Below are 19,338 nucleotides of genomic sequence, written 5' to 3' on the forward strand. Positions count from 1 at the left end.
GGTGACAGTCGCTGCCATGCACAGATGGGTCATAATGGTAATCACATCTCACAGGAGAAAATGATATGTATGATATGAAGCATCTTGCTCACATGAAGGATCTTGATGATGGTGCACCGCAAGCCATGCAGGCGTTCCGCGCGTTTGATCAGGCTGTGTTTGCCGATGGGGCCCTGAGTGCAGTGCACAAACAGATTATCGCGCTTGCTGTCGCGGTCACGACACAGTGTCCTTATTGCATTGCAATACACACCAAGGAAGCGCGTGCGGCAGGCGCGACCGATGCTCAGCTTGCCGAAGCTGCGCTGGTCGCTGCGGCGATCCGTGCCGGCGGTGCGGTGACGCATGCCACGCATATGTTTTGATCGCTTGCGGTGCTGTTGCTCGTCGCAAGCGAAGGCTGCAGCGTCAGGGCCACCGGGCTGACGTGATGGTCGGCTTGTTGTGGCAGTGGTGCTCAGGAACTGGCACAGAGTGTGACATGGTTGTGCCGAAAACTGGTAGCGCTACTCCTGACTGCTGGTGTAACGTAGCCTGCCACCGTGCCGCAGGCGCGTTGCTGAACGAGGTTGTGCTGGTGATGGGCGCAAACTGTCGCGCCTGGAGCGATTTTCATCCGGGCGTGGCACAATAATTGCTTGCAAAAAGAAAGGAAGAGGGCGTAATAGGAGGAGCGAACATACCCAGGCAGCGGTTCGCTTGCGCCGTCTTTGATGTGCATAGTCTGCTTTATTCGATTAGTAGGACAACATGAAATTTTCCATTAAAAAAATGTTCCCCGCTCTCTTGTCGCTTGCCTTGCTGGGCGCGGTTTCTACCAGCGCCGTGGCTAATGAGCCTGCTGCGAACACCAAGATAAATGATTTTCCTACCACGACCAGAGTGGAGTATGTGCTGGAGTGTATGCAAAAACACAATCGTGATTATGAATATTTTTATAAGTGTTCATGCGTGATTGATGACATTGCCAAAAATGTTGACTATAACGAGTTCAATGAAATATCAACGGCAACGCGTTATGCCCGGCTTGGCGGCGAGCGGGGCAGTGTCTTTCGCGACCCGAAAGAAGTCAAGCGTATGACTAAAAAATACAAGACGCTGGAAGCCAATGCCAACAAGGCCTGCTTTGTAAAGACGCCGACTGACGATGATGATTGATGTCATATCTGCCTGAGACAGATAGGCGATAGCCGCTGAACTAAAAAAAGTGAGTGCATTGTTTTGCGCTTGGCCAAGGTCGCAGGGTGACAAGTCTGCGTGCAGGAGCGCGAGCGACTGTATTTGGTTTGGCATAAGTGTTGTCAGAAGTCTGCATTCTTGATTAGTCAACTTGTTGTGAAGTGGGTCTCTTGCGATCGGGCGGCGTCGCCCGGGTCCCTGTTCAGGGCAGGCGCCGCCCCATTGACGAGCCCATCCTGAGCCAATCCGGTCAATGATACTCGCCAGATTAAAAAATTTTGGACGTTGTTTTAAACGTGATGCAGGCGCGTATTGCTAGGGTATATCACTAATTGCACAAAAATAGTGCTACAGGTAAAACGGAAATGTTTGCTGCATAAATGATAAGCATTTTGATAACAACGATCAAAGTTTAACGATACTTTCTGGGAGGAAAGATATGAGTGAGGATATCGTTCAACGGGTAATGGCAAACCCGAAGTACAAGGAGATGACGCGATTGCGCAGCCAGTATGGCTGGGTTTTCTCGGCCATTATTCTTGTTGCCTATTATGTTGGTTTTATCGGCATTATTGCTTTCGACAAGCAGTTATTCGCCCAGTCTATTAGTGGCGGCGCCATGACCTGGGGTATTCCTGTCGGTTTTGGTCTGATGATCCTGATCATCGCGCTTACCGGTGTTTATATTCTGATTGCCAACTCAAAATTTGACGAGATGGAGCGAAGCTTGTTGAACGACGTAGGGGTCACTCATGAATAAAGGTGTATCGCGGTTTCTGATCGGTATGGCATTTACCGGTCTGTTTCTATCTCTTGCCTATGGTGCAGATGCAATCGGAGAAACGACTAAGCAGCAGGTCAATTTTACGGCGATCATTATGTTCGTCGTTTTTGTTGGGCTGACGCTTTTCATCACCAAATGGGCGGCCACCCGTACTAAATCCGCTTCGGATTTCTATACCGCGGGCGGTGGCATCACCGGCTTTCAGAATGGGCTGGCTATTGCCGGAGACTATATGTCGGCTGCGTCCTTTCTGGGGATTGCGGCACAGGTCATGGCCAGTGGTTATGATGGTCTGATTTACTCCATCGGTTTTCTGGTAGGCTGGCCTATCATTATGTTCCTGATGGCCGAACGCCTGCGCAACCTGGGCCGGTTCACTTTTGCCGATGTGGCCAGTTACCGTTTTGCGCAGATGCCGGTACGTACCTTTGCTGCCTGCGGCACGATTGTGGTGGTGCTGTTTTATCTGATCGCGCAAATGGTTGGCGCCGGTCAGCTGATTAAACTGCTGTTCGGTCTGGACTACTGGGTTGCGGTGTTGATCGTGGGTGTGCTGATGATGGTCTACGTTTTGTTCGGCGGAATGACCGCGACGACGTGGGTGCAGATCATCAAGGCAGTCATGCTGCTTGCGGGTGCCTCGTTCATGGCTTTCATGGTAATGAAACATAACGGTTTTTCTTTTGAAGCACTGTTTGCTAAAGCGGTTGAAGTGAAGTCGGCGGGTGCGCTGGCAGCCGGTAAAACGGCAGAGGAAGCGGCTGCGGCTGGACAATCTATCATGGGGCCCGGTTCCTTCATTAAGGATCCGATTTCTGCCATTTCCTTCGGTATGGCCCTGATGTTTGGTACTGCCGGTCTGCCGCATATTCTGATGCGTTTCTTCACTGTGCCGAATGCAAAGGAAGCACGTAAATCCGTATTCTGGGCAACCACCTGGATCGGTTACTTCTATGTGCTGACCTTTATTATCGGTTTCGGTGCCATTATTTTCGTATCGACCAATCCTGATTTTCTTGATGCGAAAGGCGGCCTTATCGGTGGTGCCAATATGGCTGCGGTGCATCTGGCCGATGCGGTTGGCGGGCATATCTTCCTGGGCTTTATCTCGGCAGTGGCTTTTGCCACGATTCTGGCCGTGGTGGCCGGGCTGACCCTGTCAGGCGCTTCTGCGGTATCGCACGATCTGTATGCGTCTGTGATCCGTAAGGGTAATGTGGATTCTGCAACCGAACTGCGTGTATCACGTGTTACCACATTCGTGCTGGGTATTCTGGCAATCTTGCTGGGTATCCTGTTCGAGAAGCAGAACGTGGCGTTCATGGTGTCGCTGGCGTTTGCGATTGCAGCCTCGGCCAACTTCCCGGTTCTTTTCCTTTCTATCATGTGGAAGAAAATGACCACGCGCGGTGCGGTGATTGGTGGTTTCCTGGGACTGATCTCCTCGGTGTTGCTGACCATCGTATCGGCCGACGTATGGGAAGTCACGCTAGGCAATCCTGCAGGCAGTGCGCTGTTCCCATATAAATCACCTGCATTGTTCTCCATGATCATTGCCTTTGTCGGTATCTGGTTCTTCTCGATTACCGACAAGAGTCAGCGTGCCGCTGTGGATATTGGCGGATATGACGCTCAGCGCGTACGGGCAGAAACCGGTATTGGTAGCAGTAAGGCTTCTGCACATTAATTGATGCAATAAAAAGAGGGCGTTAAAAAACGCTTTCTTGCCGGGAAACACGCGACTTCGGTCGCGTGTTTTATTATTGGCGTCGGCTTAATGCAACATTTTCGTAAAAAAGAAGAAACCCGGGCCTGAGGGCTTGCATTATTGTCATGTTTCTGGCTATAATCATTTTCTTACTTGATCCCCGATAGCTCAGTCGGTAGAGCGACGGACTGTTAATCCGCAGGTCACTGGTTCGAACCCAGTTCGGGGAGCCAAAATTCTCTAGTAGAGTTCTCTAGTAGTGCCAACAAATCAGCCACCTTTTTTGAGGTGGCTTTTTTGCGTTCAGTATTTCCAATTCGCGGTCAGACACAGGTGTACGCAGGAAGACTCTAAGCATTCAAAATTGTGGGATAATCTGGCTTATAAAGTGCGGCATGAGCGGAGTGCAAATACAGTGCGCAGTGTCCAGGCATTGTCCTGCGGTGTATGATAACTGCGTTCATGCCAACCCTTGTCCAGGAGTGAATGATGAAACGAATGCGATGGCTGTTGCTGGGCTGTCTGATCAGCGCAGGACTGGTGGCGTGCACTGTCCCCAGCAAGGCCGATATCACGGGAAATGCTGATTATTTTGATCCTGCCTTTCTCAATAAGAATCTGATCAGGAACAAGACCACCGTGGCAGAGGCCCTGCAGGTGTTTGGTGAGCCTGATCGCACCACTCGCAATTCCAATAACGAAACCGTACTGAAATATGCCCGCAAGTCTTCCGGCAGCATGGCAGGTAATATGGTGGGTGCCGTGCCTATCGTCGGACCGATGGTCGATTCGGCTGGCAAGCTGCTGAGCCCGGGGAAATCCGATATGGGCAATCAGGTCCTGGAAATTAAATTTGTCAATGACGTTTTTCAATCCTGGGAAATGTAAATCCCAGGCCGATAGGGGCTCTTGGTATGGGCCCGTTCACTTTATGGAGTAAGCCGTATGAAAGGTTTTGTCGATGATATCGAAGAATTGACCGTGAACAATGATCTGTACCGTAAGGTGCTTTACACCGGGAAAAACCTGCAACTGGTTCTGATGACGCTGCAACCTGGGGAAGAAATCGGGGAAGAGGTTCATGATGAGCATGATCAGTTCTTTCGCATCGAAGAAGGCAAAGGCAAGGTAGTGATTGACGGACAAACCCACGCCATCGAGGACGATGACGCGGTCATTGTGCCCGCCGGCGCCCGTCACAATGTGATCAACAGCGGCGATCAGCCTCTGCGTTTGTACACCATTTACGGGCCGCCTGAGCACCGCGACGGGGTGGTTCATGCCACCAAACAGGATGAGCAGGAAGAGCATTTTGATGGCAAGACCACGGAATAGGCCGGGTCTGTGACAGCACCGGACATCGACGCTTTGCAGGCCTTCGTGCAGCAGCATGCGGGCCTGTTGGTGATTACCGGTGCGGGCTGTAGTACCGATTCAGGCATTCCTGCCTATCGCGATACCGAGGGTGCCTGGATGCGGCCGCCGCCCATGACTTTTCAGCAGTTTATGGGTACAGAGGCCGCACGCCAGCGCTATTGGGCGCGTAGTATGGTGGGCTGGTCGATGTTTTCAAAGGGCCGTCCTAATGCGGCGCATCAGGCGCTGCAGGCGCTTGAGCTCAAGGGTTACACGGGTCTGCTGGTCACGCAGAATGTAGATGGCTTGCACCGGCAGGCGGGCCAGTCCCGGTTGCTGGAGTTGCATGGATCGCTGGCGAATGTGGTGTGTATGCAGTGTGACACCCGTGTAAATCGCGTTCATTATCAGCAGCAGCTGCTGAGCGCAAATCCCGCCTGGGCGGACATGACGGCGGTCATGGCGCCGGATGGTGATGTAGATCTTGAAACAGATTTTACTTCCTTTCGCATCCCGCCCTGTGACCGTTGTGGCGGTATTCTGAAGCCGGATGTGGTGTTCTTCGGCGAAACGGTGCCGCGTACCCGCGTGGATGCGGTGTATCAGGCGCTGGCGCAGGCCAGTGCCGTTCTGGTGGTCGGTTCATCACTGATGGTTTATTCTGGCTATCGCTTTGTGCGTGATGCCGCGTTGCAGGGCAAGCCGGTGGCGGCTATCACGCGGGGCAGAACACGGGCCGATGCCGTGCTGGCGCTGAAGCTGGATACCGCCTGTGCGCCAGTATTGACCGCGCTTGATGCGATTCTGGCACCGCTACCGCAGGCAGGTGACGCTTATGGGGACAGGCTGGCGGCCGTTTAAAAGAGAAGGCAGGACAGAGGGGCACAGGACAGGCTTTGGCGTGAACCCGCAGCCAGGATGGCGCATTATTACTAGGTGTAAAGGGTGGTTGCCCATAGCGAAAGCAGGCCAATGGTCACAAAAAAAGCGATGACGTAGCACAGCAGCATAAGCAGGGTTTTTCGTTTTCGGTCCATGATCTTTTCTTGATATTTACATCTGTCATTATACGACCTGTTTTGATCGGAAGGCCGTCGGCGCCATACAAAAGCAGCATGCTCAAGCTATAATTCAAATTTCCTGCTACGGCCCTTTTCTTTGGGCCCTTACTCCAATGACAAAGTATGTATTCGTTACCGGCGGCGTGGTCTCTTCGTTAGGCAAGGGAATCGCCGCTGCGTCGCTTGCGGCTATCCTTGAATCGCGTGGCCTGAAGGTGACCATGCTCAAGCTGGACCCGTATATTAACGTGGACCCGGGCACGATGAGCCCCCTGCAGCATGGTGAAGTGTTCGTCACCGAAGACGGCGCCGAAACCGATCTGGACCTCGGCCATTACGAGCGCTTCATTTCGGCTCGTATGCATAAATCCAATAACTTTACCACTGGTCAGATTTACGAATCCGTGCTGCGCAAAGAGCGCCGCGGTGATTATCTGGGCAAGACCGTGCAGGTTATTCCGCATATCACAAATGAAATTCAAGATTTCATTATCCGTGGGGCGCGGCAGGCCTGGGATGGCCAGACTGACGTAGCCATTGTGGAAATCGGCGGCACAGTCGGGGATATTGAATCCCTGCCATTTCTGGAGGCCGTGCGGCAAATGAGCCTGCGTCTGGGCCGCAATGGTGCAGCGTTCGTGCATTTGACGCTGGTGCCGTTTATCGCCTCGGCGGGCGAGCTCAAAACCAAGCCAACCCAGCACTCGGTGCAGAAGCTGCGCGAGATCGGTATCTATCCGAACGCCTTGCTGTGCCGTGCCGACCGTCAGGTGCCCGAAGATGAGCGGGCCAAGATTTCGCTGTTTTCCAATGTGCCGCTGGACGCCGTCATTTCCGTCTGGGATGCCGACTCCATTTACAAAATCCCGTCCATGTTGCACGATCAGAAGCTGGATGAGCTGGTTTGCGATGCGCTGGCCATTTCGCCGCCACCGGCCGATTTGTCCATGTGGGACGGTCTGATTGATGCGCTGGAGCATCCGCAGCACGAAGTGCATGTTGGTATGGTCGGCAAATATGTTGATCTGACCGAGTCATACAAGTCACTGATTGAAGCGCTGCAGCACGCCGGTATTCATACCCGTTCCAAAGTCATTATCGACTATATCGATTCCGAAGATCTGGAAGGCGGCGCAGTGGAACAGCTGGCTTCGCTGGATGCCATTCTGGTACCGGGCGGTTTCGGCAAGCGCGGCACCGAAGGAAAAATTCGCGCGATTCGGTATGCGCGTGAAAACAAGGTGCCTTATCTGGGAATCTGCCTGGGTATGCAACTGGCCGTGATCGAATTTGCCCGGCATGTGGCGCAGCTTGGCGGCGCCAACAGTACCGAATTTGATCCGGCAGCGCCACACCCGGTTGTGGCGCTGATTACCGAATGGATGGATCGAGAGGGCAAAGTGGAAAAACGTACGGCGTCGTCCGATCTGGGCGGCACCATGCGCAAGGGCGCGCAGCGTTGTCCGGTCAAAGAGGGCACGCGTGCCTATGATATCTATGGCCCGGAAGTCAACGAGCGCCACCGCCACCGCTACGAGGTGAATAATGTCTACGTGCCGCGTCTTGAAGAGGCCGGTATGGTCATCAGCGCCCGTACCCCAACCGAGAACCTGCCTGAGATGATGGAGATCCCGTCTCACCCATGGTTCATGGGGGTTCAGTTCCATCCTGAATTTACTTCAACACCGCGTAACGGTCATCCGCTGTTCTCAAGCTATATCCGGGCAGCACTGGAATACCAGAAACAGCGGCAGAACCAGCAATAAGGATATTGCCATGAATCTTTGCGGCTTCGACGTTGGTCTGACCAGGCCCTTCTTTCTGATTGCCGGCCCATGCGTGATCGAATCGCGCCAGATGGCGTTCGATACCGCGGGCACCCTGATGGAAATAACCGGGCGCCTTGGCATTCCTTTTATCTATAAAAGCTCTTTTGATAAGGCCAATCGCAGTTCGGGCACTTCTTATCGTGGTCCGGGAATGGACGAAGGCCTGCAGATTCTGGCCGATATCCGAACCCAGTTGAATGTACCCGTGCTGACCGATGTTCACGATATCACCCAGGTAGAGCGCGTGGCGGCGGTTGTGGATGTTCTGCAGACGCCGGCTTTTCTTTGCCGTCAGACCGATTTCATTTCGGCCTGTGCTGCCACAGGTAAACCCGTCAATATCAAGAAGGGTCAGTTTCTGGCGCCGGCCGATATGCTGCAGGTGGTTGCCAAGGCCAAAGCGGCCGCCGTTGCGGCCGGCGGCGATGGCTCCAATATCATGGTCTGCGAACGCGGTGCCTCTTTCGGCTACAATAATCTGGTGTCGGACATGCGTTCGCTTGCCATCATGCGGGCCACCGAGTGTCCGGTCGTTTTTGATGCGACCCATTCAGTGCAGTTGCCCGGTGGCCAGGGCACATCGTCGGGCGGCCAGCGGGAATTCGTACCCGTGCTGGCACGCGCTGCAGTTGCAGTGGGTGTAGCTGGTCTGTTCATGGAAACGCATCCGGATCCGGCCGTCGCGCTGTCCGATGGCCCCAATGCCGTGCCTCTGGCGCATATGGAAGCACTGTTGCGTTCGCTTACTGACATTGATCGTATTGTCAAAAGCCAGGGCTTCATCGAGGACCAGTTCAACGCCTGATTGCCTTGTTTACCGGCAACAATATTCGGCAACACGAATACTGTCGGCCCGGCAGGCGTTATCGGACCGGTAACTCACAATGCCCGGCGATGGCTGATGCCGGCGTTTACTTTGAAAGCGAAGTATGGTTACCAGAACAATCGAAGTGAATGAAGAAAAATCGGCATCCGGACGACTGTTGCCGTTTCGGCAGTCGCTGATGGCGGTGCTGGGTATCTGTTTTGTCGGTATGCTGGTGGGGCTGGATCAAACGATCGTGGGCACCGCTTTGCCTACCATTGTGGCAGAACTCAATGGTTTTGAACTCTACGCCTGGGTGGGTACGTCCTATCTGCTTGCTTCTGTTATCACGGTGCCGATCTGCGGGCGTTTAAGTGACTATTACGGGCGCAAACCATTCGTGGTGACCTCCGTTATCATTTTTACCATTGCCTCGATGCTTTGCGGTATGGCCGGCAGTATGACGCAACTGGTGCTGGCCCGGGCTCTGCAGGGTATTGGCGGCGGCATGCTTGTCGGTAGTGCCTTTGCCTGTGTGCCCGATCTGTTTCCGGATGCCAAAGTGCGCCTGCGCTGGCAGATTCTGCTGAGCTCGTCTTTTGGTATTGCCTCGGCTGTCGGCCCTTCACTGGGCGGCTTTCTGACTGAGTATTACGGCTGGCGTTCGGTTTTCTACGTCAATCTGCCGGTCGGTCTGATCAGCCTGTACTTTATCTGGCAATATCTGCCGCTGATCCGTTACTCGCGCGAGCAAACGATTCGTCTGGACTGGCAGGGTGCGGTGCTGATCGCGCTGTTTCTGGGATGTCTGCAACTGGCCGTGGAATTGTTTGCCAATCATGGCACTTCCTGGCAGGTCATTCTGTTTTCTGTCGTATCCGTGCTGGCTTTTATCGTTCTGATACGCTGGGAGCGGCACTGCGCTTTCCCGCTGCTGCCGCTGGAATTGTTCCGCAATCGCAGTCTTGCCACCATGTTCACCCTGTCATTATTGAGCGGGTTTGTCATGTTCGGCATGCTTTTTTATATTCCACTGCTGCTTCAGGGCGGCTTCGGTTATTCGCCTAACGATGCTGGCATGCTGGTCACGCCCCTGGTGGTATGCATTACCGTGGGCAGTATCCTGAGCGGTCGGATCGTGATTCGTCTGGCCCGGCCCAACTGGATTCTGTATATCGGTTACGTCTTGACGTGCATTACCGTTGTCGGCGTGGTTTTTTATGATCGTGCGATGTCACAGTGGATTTTTTTACTGTACATGACGCTGGGTGGGGTCGGCCTGGGTTTTATCCTGCCCAATCTGACGATCTTCAGCCAGGAGCTATCCGGGCGCAACAACCTGGGAATTGTGACAGCGCTGGTGCAGTCGATTCGCATGATCGGCGGTATGCTGGGGACGGCCATTATCGGCACCATGGTTAATTTCTATTTTGTTGCGGGGATGAATGCCGATGCAAAGAAAATCGATTCTCCGCAATTGGTCACCGCCTTGTCTGATCCCGAACTGCTGGTCAGGCCCGATAGCCAGGCCCAGCTGATTACGCAGATGGCTCGCCTGGGGCAGGACGCCCGTCCCTGGTTACGGGTGGCTCGTGAGCATATGGTGGGGGCGATCGAATCCGGTCTGCTGGTGGTGCTGGTGGTGAATGTGATTGCGCTGTTGTGGCTTTACCGGCTGCCGCTGATCCGTTTTGCCAGCCTGAACAAAACGGCGCCTGAGGCACCTGCTGGTCAGCATCGGCGGCGGGCTAAATTGTAAAAATAAAGATACAAGTTCATTTGCCGGTGGATGCAAAATTACAAGATTGGCTGAGTAAGGTACAATCTACGCAATAAAACCCCATCAAAATCACTGTTTATCAGGCAGGAAAGTCATTACCATGAGTGCAATTGTTGATATTATCGGTCGCGAAATCCTGGATTCCCGTGGGAATCCAACCGTAGAGTGTGATGTATTGCTCGAATCCGGCGTTATGGGGCGGGCCGCTGTACCGTCCGGTGCCTCTACGGGTACGCGCGAAGCTGTTGAATTGCGTGACGGTGACAAATCCCGTTATCTGGGCAAGGGCGTGCTCAAAGCAGTGGAAAACGTCAATACCGAGATTTCCGAAGCGCTCATGGGCCTGGATGCCCAGGAACAGACCTTTATTGACCATACGCTGATCGATCTGGATGGAACCGAAAACAAGGAACGCCTGGGCGCCAATGCACTGCTGGCCGTCAGTATGGCCGTTGCCCGTGCGGCAGCCGATGAGTCCGGCCTTTCCCTGTATCGCTATTTTGGTGGCAGTGGCCCCATGAGCATGCCCGTACCGATGATGAACGTCATCAACGGTGGTGCCCACGCCAACAATACGCTGGATATGCAGGAGTTCATGATTCTGCCAGTAGGCGCGACCAGTTTCCGTGAGTCGCTGCGTATGGGCGCAGAAGTTTTCCATGCCCTGAAAAAACTGATCCATGGTCATGGCATGTCTACGGCGGTAGGCGACGAAGGTGGTTTTGCACCGAATGTGGCCAACCATGAATCCGCTATTCATTTGATTCTGAATGCGATTACCGAAGCCGGCTACGAGCCAGGCACGCAAATTGCGCTGGGTCTGGATTGCGCCAGCTCCGAGTTCTTCCGTGACGGTAAATATCATCTGGCAGGTGAAGGCAATATCTCTCTGAGCTCGGCCGAGTTTGCCAATCTGCTGGCTTCCTGGTGCGACAAATACCCCATCATTACCATTGAAGACGGTATGGCGGAAAACGACTGGGATGGCTGGAAAATCCTGACGGAGCAACTGGGCAAGAAAGTACAGTTGGTGGGTGACGATCTGTTCGTAACCAATACGAAAATCCTGAAAGAAGGAATCCAGAAAGGCGTTGCCAACTCCATTCTGATCAAGATCAACCAGATCGGCACCCTGACCGAAACCTTTGCCGCCATTGAAATGGCCAAGCGCGCAGGTTATACAGCGGTGATCTCTCACCGCTCAGGTGAAACCGAAGACTCCACCATTGCCGATATTGCCGTGGCCACCAATGCCATGCAAATCAAGACCGGGTCCCTGTCTCGCTCAGACCGTATGGCCAAGTATAATCAGTTGTTGCGTATTGAAGAAGAACTGGCAGAAGTGGCCCGCTTCCCGGGTCTGGATGCGTTTTATAACATCCGTTAAGCGCTGCGGCGCGAGTATTGAGCATTTGTCATGCGCTTACTATACCTTGCCCTGATGGTTGCCTGCGTAGCGATTCAATATCCACTGTGGTGGGGGGAAGAGGGCTGGGCACGCGTGACAGTGCTCAAGCAGCAGCTGGAAGCGCAGGAGGAGAAGAACAAGGCGCTGCTTGCTCGCAATAATGCGATGGATGCGGAAGTCCATGATCTGAAAACGGGTACCGATGCGCTTGAGGATCGGGCCCGTATTGAAATGCGCATGATTAAAAAAGATGAAACCTATGTGCAGATCCTGACGCCGAATGAACCGCAGCCCGAGGTGCCGGTGAGCTACGAAGTACCAGAGGCATCCAAACCCAAGCCGGCTGCTGTGGCTGCCAAGCCTCAGGCTTCTAAGTCGCAGGCAAAAGCGGTCACGTCCGCCAGCGCGCGGGCAAAGGCCGATAGCAGTAAGTCTGCCAGATCGGCCAAACCTACCCAGCAATAGCGATTAGCCTGCATATGGCTGAGCCAGACCGAATCTGGCTTCCTATTGGAACGATGGTAAAAGAGCGTTCCCCAATCACCAACACTTATTTGCGCAGGCTTTCGTTTGCACAGGCCTTCGTTTGCGCTGTCTGGCTGCCGCTAGGGTAAGCAGGCGGCGTCGGTAGGTAAGGCATTTTCAGGAACATCGTTATTTGCGACAGGGCGTGAAGGCGTGGGCTGGCCGCTGTCCGTGCCTGTTTCGGAGTCGACGGGGGAAACCGGCCTATCTCCGGGACTAGTGGCGGAAACAGTAGCAGGCTGTGGTGCCGTTTCGGTGCTCATGCCGCCTTTGGTGCTGCTGTGATTGTCGCTGCCCTGGCTGCGTCCGGGATCAGGGGGCGTGCGCCGGGTTGCCGAGGAACGGGCCAGCGTGTTGCGTTGCTGGTAGCGGACATGAGTCGTTTCTTCAGTGAGCCAGAGCACCGGATGCGATTGCATTTCAATCGTGATGGCTGCGCTCATGGGCAATGCGCCAAGCCTGGCTTGCGGTGATTCAGGTGCGCCGATGGCACCGAATATGGTTCGCAATAATGATTTCATGCCCGGCACGACCGGCTCATATAAATAGCGCGCCTGCAGTTGCAGGGTGTTGGCGTCGTAGATCGTGCTGCCCGATGCCGTGCCTCGCGGATACTGTTGGTGCTGCCGGTGCTGATAATTGTTATTAATGGCCGGGTGGCCCGTTTTGATTGCAATGGGCAGATCCTTTTGCATGAAGTCCGCAAATTCCGCAAGATTAGGGTGCGTAATGGTAATGTCCCAGGCAAGCTGGCCGCTATCCTGTTCGAAGCGCTGTAGTTGATGCTGCATCCGTTCCTGTGGACTGCGATAAGCCCCGGCCGGTGCGTACAATGGAGCGAGCGCCTCAAGAAAGGCATCTTCGATGGCTTGTGGTCTGGTGTGGTTCACGCTGCCGGCACGACCGGCCTGAAGCAGAGCAAGGTTGACCGCTTCGCGCACCATATACCAACGTGAGGCTTCGTAGCTCGTTACGGCCGCCAGTAACAGGGGCAGGGCAACCACGAGAAATTCCATCATGGCAAAGCCGCGCTGGCGACTCAGCGAGATACCAGAGGGTGTTCTGGGTTGTAAGCAGTCAGGTCGGCACGCACGGGCAAGTGCAGGGCAGCGACGACAGAGCAAAAAAAGCAGAGGCGGGAAGAGATATGGCATCCCCGCAGTTTGCGCAAAACCGCGGTATATGTATAGTGTGGCTTTCTGTGCTGGATAAGGACGCGTCGCGGTCTGCGGCGGCAGGTAGATTGTGACGGCGGCGGCCGTATCGATGAGGGTGCGGGCAGATGGTAAAAGCCGTTGCCGTGTTGATGAAGGTGCCGGCTGCCCCGGCAACCAGGTAGCGGTATAGCGTCTGTCGTAGTCTGTCGGCAGGCTTTGGCTACCTGCCGGTCAGCGTTTAATGTGCTACCGGTTCAGATGGCTCTTCAGGCGACTGGCCATCAATAAACAGACGGGCACAATCAATTGCGTCGAAGGTATAGGGTTTGCCGCAGAAGTTGCAGGCAATATCAACTTTTTCCTGTTCGCTCAGAATGCTCTCAATTTCTGCGCGACCAAGCATTTTGAGCATATTGCCAACGCGTTCACGTGTGCATGGGCAAAACCAGCGTACCGGCTGCGGTTCGAAGGTGAGCAAAGGCTCTTCCCAGAACAGGCGGTGAATCAGTGTCTCGGGAGACGCGCTGAGCATTTCATCCTGCGTCAGCGTCTGGGCCAGAATGCCGGCGCGCTGCCATGATTCCCGATGCGCTTCTGCATCTTCTGCGGTGCCTCCATGGTCGGGCAAGCGCTGCAGCAGCAAGCCGGTAGCGCGTTGCTCGTTGGCAGCCAGCCAGATATGCGTATCGAGTTGCTCCGACTGTTTCATATAGTGCTCCAGCACTTTGGCAACCGAATCGCCTTCCATGGGCACCACGCCCTGATAGGGTTGCTGGCCTTCCTGACGGTCTGCCGGATCCAGAATGACGATAAACCGGCCATTGCCGTTGCCGTTGAGCAGCGACTGGAAGGTGGCATTGTCGGGCACCACAAACTCCTGGCGCAACTGTACGGTGGCACGCAGGCTCAGATCGGATTGGCATTCGACCACGATCAGGGCCAGCGCCCCGTCGCCCTGCAGCTGCAGTACGAGCGAACCATCGAATTTGATGTTTGAAGCAAGCAGCACCGAGGCGGCACACAGTTCTCCGAGCAGGTCGCGCACGACCGGCGGGTAGCTTTGATGTGCCAGCCCGGTGTGCCAGGTGTCGGTCAGATCAACGGTCTGGATCCGTGTGCTGCGATCGTCCAGCAGGTACTTCTGTAATTGGTCAGTTGTCATGGCAGGAGTGGCATCGCGCTCAAATTACCCAAGGCGTTTAAGGCCGCTGCGATAGCGCTGCCCCTGCCAAACGTAATGAGCCGTGTTCTTGTGAATATTGGCGATTTCGTCTTCGCTCAGTGTACGGGCAATTTTGCTGACACCAATCACCAGAGAGCCGTCAGGGATGACTTTGCCTTCGGTCACAATGGCGCCGGCGCCGATGATGCAGTTTTTGCCAATGCGGGCATTGTTCAGCACAATGGCCTGCATGCCGATGAGCGAGCCTTCGCCGATGGTACAGCCGTGCAGCATGGCCTGGTGGCCTACGGTGACGTTCTTTTCAATGGTGAGAGGAACGCCTTCGTCTACATGCAGCACGCTGCCTTCCTGGACGTTGCTGCCTTCCTGAATCAGGATAGGTGCGTTGTCGCCGCGAATGGCAACATTGGCCCAGATGCTGACATCTTTTTCCAGCGTTACGTTGCCAATGACCGTCGCACTGTCAAAGACAAAAGCGGTGGGGTCGATGGTGGGCGCCAGCTCATCGATCTGATAGACAGCCATGATAAATAATTCTCCTGTTCCTAGCTGGTCAAATTGTCGGTTTCTGTGCTGGTGCTGATATCGCGCCAGACGTAACCATCTTTGTCAATGTGACCACGAATGGCGGTTGGAATCCAGTCTTGTGGTTCGGCCTGCAGAGGGTGAATCTGGGCGCCGGACCAATAGTTCAGGGCAACCGCCGGATCAGGATAGTCGTTCTGGTCGGTTCTGTTGACTGCAATAAAACCTTTCTGACCGGTCTTCAGTGGTTTGCCGGCCTGGTCTATCACTGTAATCCGGTGTCCGGGATAAACCCGGCCCATGCTGCCCTGGCGCGGTGCCCATTTTTCCTGGCTTTCGCCAATGATGTAGCCAAAGCCCAGCGGGGCGGCCACGACATTGATATCAACGTTAAAGCGCTGTCTGGCCCATTGGCCCAGGGAGGGATCGTAATCGGTGTCCAGGCAACTGATGCTGCGGATGGCCAGATCGAATTCTTCCAGCGCATCGGGGTAGTCGCGGATACGGCGCAAATCCGGGCCGGAGGCATAAATATTGGTGATCTGGTAGTGTTCCAGCAGTGTGAACAGTCGCGGGATGGTGCGTCCAGCGGGACAGCCGACGATGGATTTGCCGAAATACAGCGTGGGTAGCAGGGCATTGAGCAGGCCGTTGGGGCTGTTCCAGTCGTAGGAGGTCCAGAAAATGTCGTTTGATTTTGGAAACCAGTTCTGCGAGGCGACAAAGCCCGGCAGGGTGCCGATCAGGGAGCTGTGATCCAGAAGCACGCCGCGCAATGGTTCGTTTTCTGTAGGAGCAGGGTACACCAGAATGGCAGGCGTGGAGGCACTGACCACATGGGGTGTGAATGTGGACGGTTGACGCGCCAGCAGGGTGCGCCAGGAAATGATGCGATCGTCATCCGTGTGGATGCCGATGATCTGTTTGACCGGCGAATGATTGTCAACCGCCGAAATCAGCGCGGTAATGGAGTGCTTGTCGACTACCGCTACCCGCGCCTGCGAATCATGCAGCCGTTCTCCGTATTCGGCACTGCTAAGGGAGGCGGTCAGGGGCACGACAATGGCGCCCACAGTAAGCACCGCCAGCTGGGTGATGGCGCTTTCTGCTGAGTGCTGCAGGGCGACCGCAACGCGATCCTGCGGCTGCACACCCATGCGGATGAAGCCGTTGGCCAGTTTATTCACCTTTTCGGACAGTTGGCCGTAAGTGAGGAGGGTGAGCTGCCCTACCTGATCTTCGAAATAAATCGCGACCTGGCGTGCTTCGTGAGGGCTGGAGGCCCACCGGTGACAGCAGGCATCCGCTATATTGAATACCGAAGGCACCAGCCATTCAAATGATTTATAGAGTGACGAATAATGATCGGTCATAAGGTGGCGTATAGAATCGGGGGCGCTAAAGAAATAGGGCAGTGCGTGCAAAAAAGATCCTGCCTGCTGCCCGGGGACTTCTGATTCTATCATTGAATCGCCGCCGGCGATAGGTCGGCCAGACGGGTGCCCGCCAGCCTGTCATGTAACATCAGGCCGTCCCGGTCGAACCAGCTGTAAACAAAGTTGAGAAAAGGCGTGAAGACGATGAAAAGGGTCACGGATGGCCAGCCCAGAGAGGTGGAGATGGTGTAGACAAGATAGGCGCCCAGCAGCGGGATGGGCCAGCACAGAATATAGCGCAGTACCAGTTTACCCAGTGGGGCACGGGTGCCTTGCCGGCTGACGAGACGGATATTCCAGGTTTTCATGGGCAGTGTTTGTCCATGTTTGCGCCAGCACAGCACAAAATACAGGCCGATGGCGACAAACAGCACGGCCTGGCGGGTACCCAGCAGGGTCAGACCGCTGCGGCTTTGTGTCAGCGTATCGAAAATGTAGTCGGTAAAGAAGACCACGCCGAACAGCAGCACGGCCTCATACATCATGCAGGCAAACAGGCGCAGACGGGATGGAGAACGACGCGACGACAGTGCCGCGTCGGGAGTGGCAGAAGAGTTCATGCAGTTGGCTATCAGGGTTTACGGTAGCTGTCGGCAACCATTTCAAATGAAAACAGGCGGCAGTCAAGTGCTCCATTGTACAGTGGCGTACGGCGGCGCGGTTTCAGACGCAATTTGCCAGGTAGTTCCAGGTCGCTGGAAATCACATGGACCTGCCAGCCGGCAAAATGCTGTTTCAGGCAGGCGGACCAATCGCGCCAGAAACTGTCGTCCTGCTGGTCGAGCCGTTCCCCATAAGGCGGGTTCGTTACCAGCCAGCCGCTATTGGTTGGCGGCTGCAGATCGAGGGCGTTGGCCCGGGCAAACTGGATCGAGTCGGGCGCCAGGTTTGCGCGCTGCATGTTGTCGCGTGCGGCCTCTATCGCGTGAGGATTCAGGTCGCAGCCATAGAGCGGCGTTTCCAGTTCCGGTGCGATGCGACTGAAGGCATCTTCTTTCAGGGCCGACCACTGACGGGCGTCGGCATTGCGCAGGCGCTCGAAACCAAAGGGACGGGAAATACCCGGTGGCACGCCTTGTGCGATCCAGGCGGCCTCGATCAGAATCGTGCCGCTACCGCAAAAAGGATCCAGCAGCGGTTGCGAAGGATCCCAGCCCGATAGTGCCAGAATACCGGCGGCCAGGTTTTCACGCAGCGGCGCTTCGCCCTTGTCCAGACGCCAGCCGCGTTTGAACAGTGATTCGCCCGACGTGTCCAGGTACAGCGTGCCCGAATCCCGGGTCAGAAACAGGTGGACCCGGGCGTCGGGTCGGACGGTATCGATGCTGGGCCGTTCGCCTTCCCGATCACGCAAGCGGTCACAGATGCCGTCTTTTGCCTTCAGATTGCAGAACATCAGACTTTTCATGGGGCTCTGGATGGCCGACGTATCCACCCGCAGGGTATGTTCAGCGCCAAACCAGCGCTCCCACGGGGCGTCGTAAGCCAGTTCGTAGATGTCGTCTTCGGTGAGGACCAGGCCATGCGCCACCTGCACCAGAATCCGGGTTGCCAGGCGGGAGTACAGATTGGCCCGCAGAATGCCGGCCCAGTCAGCTTCGAAAGCGCAGCCGGCGCGGCCTTTTTCTACCTGATCAAACCCCAGCGCCTGCATCTCTTCGCACAGAATCTCTTCCAGCCCTTGCGGGCAGGGTGCAAATACCCTGAACGTTTCGGTCAGGCGGGAAGAAGGGCGTGGTCGCGCCTGTCCGGCTTCCCGCGGTGTACGGGTCCGGCGATCGGCGGGTTCACCCCGGGAGCGCTTATTTGTCACCGGGGCGTCAGGATGGACATCCGGCTGGCGGGCTGCGGTCCTGGGCCTGTCGCTGCGGATTGGTCTGTCGCTGCGCATTGGCCTTTCGGTGCGCTCTGCCGCTATCCGGCGCGATTGATATGATTCGTTCGTGTCACCCGCAGAGACGCTGCGTTCTGTGGGTAACGGGCGCCGGGGTCTGGCCGGCGCAGGTTTGTCCTGGCCGGAACGCAGTTGATTTTGCGCAACGGCGCGCGCTCTTGCGCCGGAACGGACTCGTGGCTTCTGGTCGGCATCGTCATTCTCGTCTGCTTTGCGCGGTGCGCGACTCAGACTGAGTTTCTTGCGCTCTGGAGGGGTATTGGTGTCATCGGTCATGGCGAAGCCTGTCAGAAAGGTTTGGTGACCACAAGAATGACCACCGCCAGCAGCAGCAATACCGGTACCTCATTGAACCAGCGATAGAACACATGGTCGCGCTGGTTGCGGCCCTGTACAAATTTTTGGTAAATGCGAAAACAGGCGTGATGGTAGCCGATAATCAGCAGTACAAAAAGCAATTTCGCGTGCAGCCAGCCGTTGCTCAGGCCGATTCGGTAATACAGCATGAGCACCAGGCCGAAAGCGACGGCCGGCACTGCCAGCATGGTGGTAAAGCGCAGCAGCCGCCGGGCCATGCCCAGCAGGACCGGATAAACCGGACCATCCTGCGGTTGCTGGGCCAGGTTAACAAAAATGCGCGGCAAATAGAACAGGCCGGCAAACCAGGCGATGACAAAGACGATATGAAGGGATTTGATCCAGAGCATT

19 protein-coding genes and 1 tRNA gene are annotated in these 19,338 nt (G+C 55.3%); 13 read left to right on the top strand and 7 right to left on the bottom strand.

The features are described from left to right. Positions 1 to 65: 65 nt before the first annotated feature. The 13 genes from MIM_RS07645 to ftsB all read left to right on the top strand — a co-directional run bounded on the left by MIM_RS07645 (position 66) and on the right by ftsB (position 12,375). Positions 66 to 365 (top strand): carboxymuconolactone decarboxylase family protein, encoded by a 300-nt coding sequence (locus MIM_RS07645; RefSeq protein WP_025372172.1) that lies wholly within the window; start codon positions 66 to 68, stop codon positions 363 to 365. Positions 366 to 750: 385 nt separating this feature from the next. After that, a complete protein-coding gene (locus MIM_RS07650) occupies positions 751 to 1,158 on the top strand; it encodes a hypothetical protein (RefSeq protein ID WP_025372173.1) in 408 nt (135 codons plus the stop codon). A 460-nt stretch (positions 1,159 to 1,618) separates the two neighbouring features. Then, positions 1,619 to 1,939 carry a DUF485 domain-containing protein gene (locus MIM_RS07655; protein ID WP_025372174.1) on the top strand — a complete coding sequence of 107 codons (321 nt, stop codon included), beginning with the start codon at positions 1,619 to 1,621 and terminating at the stop codon, positions 1,937 to 1,939. 25 nt (positions 1,940 to 1,964) lie between these two features. Then, a complete protein-coding gene (locus tag MIM_RS07660; protein ID WP_407638153.1) occupies positions 1,965 to 3,650 on the top strand; it encodes a cation acetate symporter in 1,686 nt (561 codons plus the stop codon). A gap of 178 nt (positions 3,651 to 3,828) precedes the next feature. Beyond that, positions 3,829 to 3,904: transfer RNA gene (locus MIM_RS07665), tRNA-Asn, on the top strand. 253 nt (positions 3,905 to 4,157) lie between these two features. Then, positions 4,158 to 4,559: a hypothetical protein gene (locus MIM_RS07670; protein ID WP_144084607.1), complete on the top strand. Its 402-nt coding sequence runs from the start codon at positions 4,158 to 4,160 to the stop codon at positions 4,557 to 4,559. A 57-nt stretch (positions 4,560 to 4,616) separates the two neighbouring features. After that, positions 4,617 to 5,006 (top strand): cupin domain-containing protein, encoded by a 390-nt coding sequence (locus MIM_RS07675; protein WP_025372177.1) that lies wholly within the window; start codon positions 4,617 to 4,619, stop codon positions 5,004 to 5,006. A gap of 9 nt (positions 5,007 to 5,015) precedes the next feature. Further along, the gene (locus tag MIM_RS07680; protein ID WP_025372178.1) at positions 5,016 to 5,888 is read left to right on the top strand and encodes an NAD-dependent protein deacetylase; all 873 of its coding nucleotides are present in this window, start codon (positions 5,016 to 5,018) and stop codon (positions 5,886 to 5,888) included. 313 nt (positions 5,889 to 6,201) lie between these two features. Beyond that, positions 6,202 to 7,854 (top strand): CTP synthase, encoded by a 1,653-nt coding sequence (locus tag MIM_RS07685; RefSeq protein WP_025372179.1) that lies wholly within the window; start codon positions 6,202 to 6,204, stop codon positions 7,852 to 7,854. 10 nt (positions 7,855 to 7,864) lie between these two features. Then, entirely contained in the window at positions 7,865 to 8,722 is an 858-nt protein-coding gene (kdsA, locus tag MIM_RS07690; protein WP_025372180.1) for a 3-deoxy-8-phosphooctulonate synthase, read from the top strand. 124 nt (positions 8,723 to 8,846) lie between these two features. Then, positions 8,847 to 10,481: an MDR family MFS transporter gene (locus tag MIM_RS07695; RefSeq protein WP_025372181.1), complete on the top strand. Its 1,635-nt coding sequence runs from the start codon at positions 8,847 to 8,849 to the stop codon at positions 10,479 to 10,481. A 121-nt stretch (positions 10,482 to 10,602) separates the two neighbouring features. Then, positions 10,603 to 11,889 (top strand): phosphopyruvate hydratase, encoded by a 1,287-nt coding sequence (gene eno / locus MIM_RS07700; protein ID WP_025372182.1) that lies wholly within the window; start codon positions 10,603 to 10,605, stop codon positions 11,887 to 11,889. Between the two features lie 30 nt (positions 11,890 to 11,919). Continuing rightward, a complete protein-coding gene (ftsB, locus tag MIM_RS07705) occupies positions 11,920 to 12,375 on the top strand; it encodes a cell division protein FtsB (RefSeq protein ID WP_025372183.1) in 456 nt (151 codons plus the stop codon). 140 nt (positions 12,376 to 12,515) lie between these two features. On the opposite strand, the gene MIM_RS22075 is transcribed toward ftsB, so the two are convergent. From MIM_RS22075 to MIM_RS07740, 7 genes are all read right to left on the bottom strand, one after another. Next, positions 12,516 to 13,454, bottom strand: a complete 939-nt coding sequence (locus MIM_RS22075) for a hypothetical protein (protein ID WP_025372184.1) — start codon at positions 13,452 to 13,454, stop codon at positions 12,516 to 12,518. Positions 13,455 to 13,830: 376 nt separating this feature from the next. Next, entirely contained in the window at positions 13,831 to 14,754 is a 924-nt protein-coding gene (gene hslO, locus MIM_RS07715; protein WP_025372185.1) for an Hsp33 family molecular chaperone HslO, read from the bottom strand. Between the two features lie 24 nt (positions 14,755 to 14,778). Then, positions 14,779 to 15,300 (bottom strand): gamma carbonic anhydrase family protein, encoded by a 522-nt coding sequence (locus MIM_RS07720; RefSeq protein ID WP_025372186.1) that lies wholly within the window; start codon positions 15,298 to 15,300, stop codon positions 14,779 to 14,781. A gap of 20 nt (positions 15,301 to 15,320) precedes the next feature. Next, positions 15,321 to 16,766, bottom strand: a complete 1,446-nt coding sequence (locus MIM_RS07725; RefSeq protein ID WP_187329593.1) for an AMP-binding protein — start codon at positions 16,764 to 16,766, stop codon at positions 15,321 to 15,323. Then, positions 16,763 to 17,296, bottom strand: a complete 534-nt coding sequence (locus tag MIM_RS07730) for an RDD family protein (protein WP_025372188.1) — start codon at positions 17,294 to 17,296, stop codon at positions 16,763 to 16,765. The genes MIM_RS07725 and MIM_RS07730 overlap by 4 nt, the downstream gene beginning before the upstream one ends. Positions 17,297 to 17,307: 11 nt before the next feature. Next, entirely contained in the window at positions 17,308 to 18,906 is a 1,599-nt protein-coding gene (locus tag MIM_RS07735) for a THUMP domain-containing class I SAM-dependent RNA methyltransferase (protein ID WP_025372189.1), read from the bottom strand. Positions 18,907 to 18,917: 11 nt separating this feature from the next. Next, a complete protein-coding gene (locus tag MIM_RS07740) occupies positions 18,918 to 19,337 on the bottom strand; it encodes a CopD family protein (protein WP_025372190.1) in 420 nt (139 codons plus the stop codon). Position 19,338 lies beyond the last annotated feature (1 nt).

The organism is Advenella mimigardefordensis DPN7 (assembly GCF_000521505.1).
Classification (GTDB): Bacteria; Pseudomonadota; Gammaproteobacteria; order Burkholderiales; family Burkholderiaceae_B; genus Advenella; species Advenella mimigardefordensis.

Bases quoted from the DNA above. Each gene is read 5' to 3' on its own strand.
- MIM_RS07735 (WP_025372189.1), bottom strand. From the start codon at position 18,906: ATGACCGATGACACCAATACCCCTCCAGAGCGCAAGAAACTCAGTCTG.
- MIM_RS07650 (WP_025372173.1), top strand. From the start codon at position 751: ATGAAATTTTCCATTAAAAAAATGTTCCCCGCTCTCTTGTCGCTTGCC.
- MIM_RS07655 (WP_025372174.1), top strand. From the start codon at position 1,619: ATGAGTGAGGATATCGTTCAACGGGTAATGGCAAACCCGAAGTACAAG.
- MIM_RS07725 (WP_187329593.1), bottom strand. From the start codon at position 16,766: ATGATAGAATCAGAAGTCCCCGGGCAGCAGGCAGGATCTTTTTTGCAC.
- MIM_RS07730 (WP_025372188.1), bottom strand. From the start codon at position 17,296: ATGAACTCTTCTGCCACTCCCGACGCGGCACTGTCGTCGCGTCGTTCT.
- MIM_RS07645 (WP_025372172.1), top strand. From the start codon at position 66: ATGTATGATATGAAGCATCTTGCTCACATGAAGGATCTTGATGATGGT.
- MIM_RS07670 (WP_144084607.1), top strand. From the start codon at position 4,158: ATGATGAAACGAATGCGATGGCTGTTGCTGGGCTGTCTGATCAGCGCA.
- MIM_RS22075 (WP_025372184.1), bottom strand. From the start codon at position 13,454: ATGATGGAATTTCTCGTGGTTGCCCTGCCCCTGTTACTGGCGGCCGTA.
- MIM_RS07660 (WP_407638153.1), top strand. From the start codon at position 1,965: ATGGCATTTACCGGTCTGTTTCTATCTCTTGCCTATGGTGCAGATGCA.
- eno (WP_025372182.1), top strand. From the start codon at position 10,603: ATGAGTGCAATTGTTGATATTATCGGTCGCGAAATCCTGGATTCCCGT.
- MIM_RS07675 (WP_025372177.1), top strand. From the start codon at position 4,617: ATGAAAGGTTTTGTCGATGATATCGAAGAATTGACCGTGAACAATGAT.
- kdsA (WP_025372180.1), top strand. From the start codon at position 7,865: ATGAATCTTTGCGGCTTCGACGTTGGTCTGACCAGGCCCTTCTTTCTG.
- MIM_RS07740 (WP_025372190.1), bottom strand. From the start codon at position 19,337: ATGCTCTGGATCAAATCCCTTCATATCGTCTTTGTCATCGCCTGGTTT.
- MIM_RS07720 (WP_025372186.1), bottom strand. From the start codon at position 15,300: ATGGCTGTCTATCAGATCGATGAGCTGGCGCCCACCATCGACCCCACC.
- MIM_RS07695 (WP_025372181.1), top strand. From the start codon at position 8,847: ATGGTTACCAGAACAATCGAAGTGAATGAAGAAAAATCGGCATCCGGA.
- hslO (WP_025372185.1), bottom strand. From the start codon at position 14,754: ATGACAACTGACCAATTACAGAAGTACCTGCTGGACGATCGCAGCACA.
- ftsB (WP_025372183.1), top strand. From the start codon at position 11,920: ATGCGCTTACTATACCTTGCCCTGATGGTTGCCTGCGTAGCGATTCAA.
- MIM_RS07685 (WP_025372179.1), top strand. From the start codon at position 6,202: ATGACAAAGTATGTATTCGTTACCGGCGGCGTGGTCTCTTCGTTAGGC.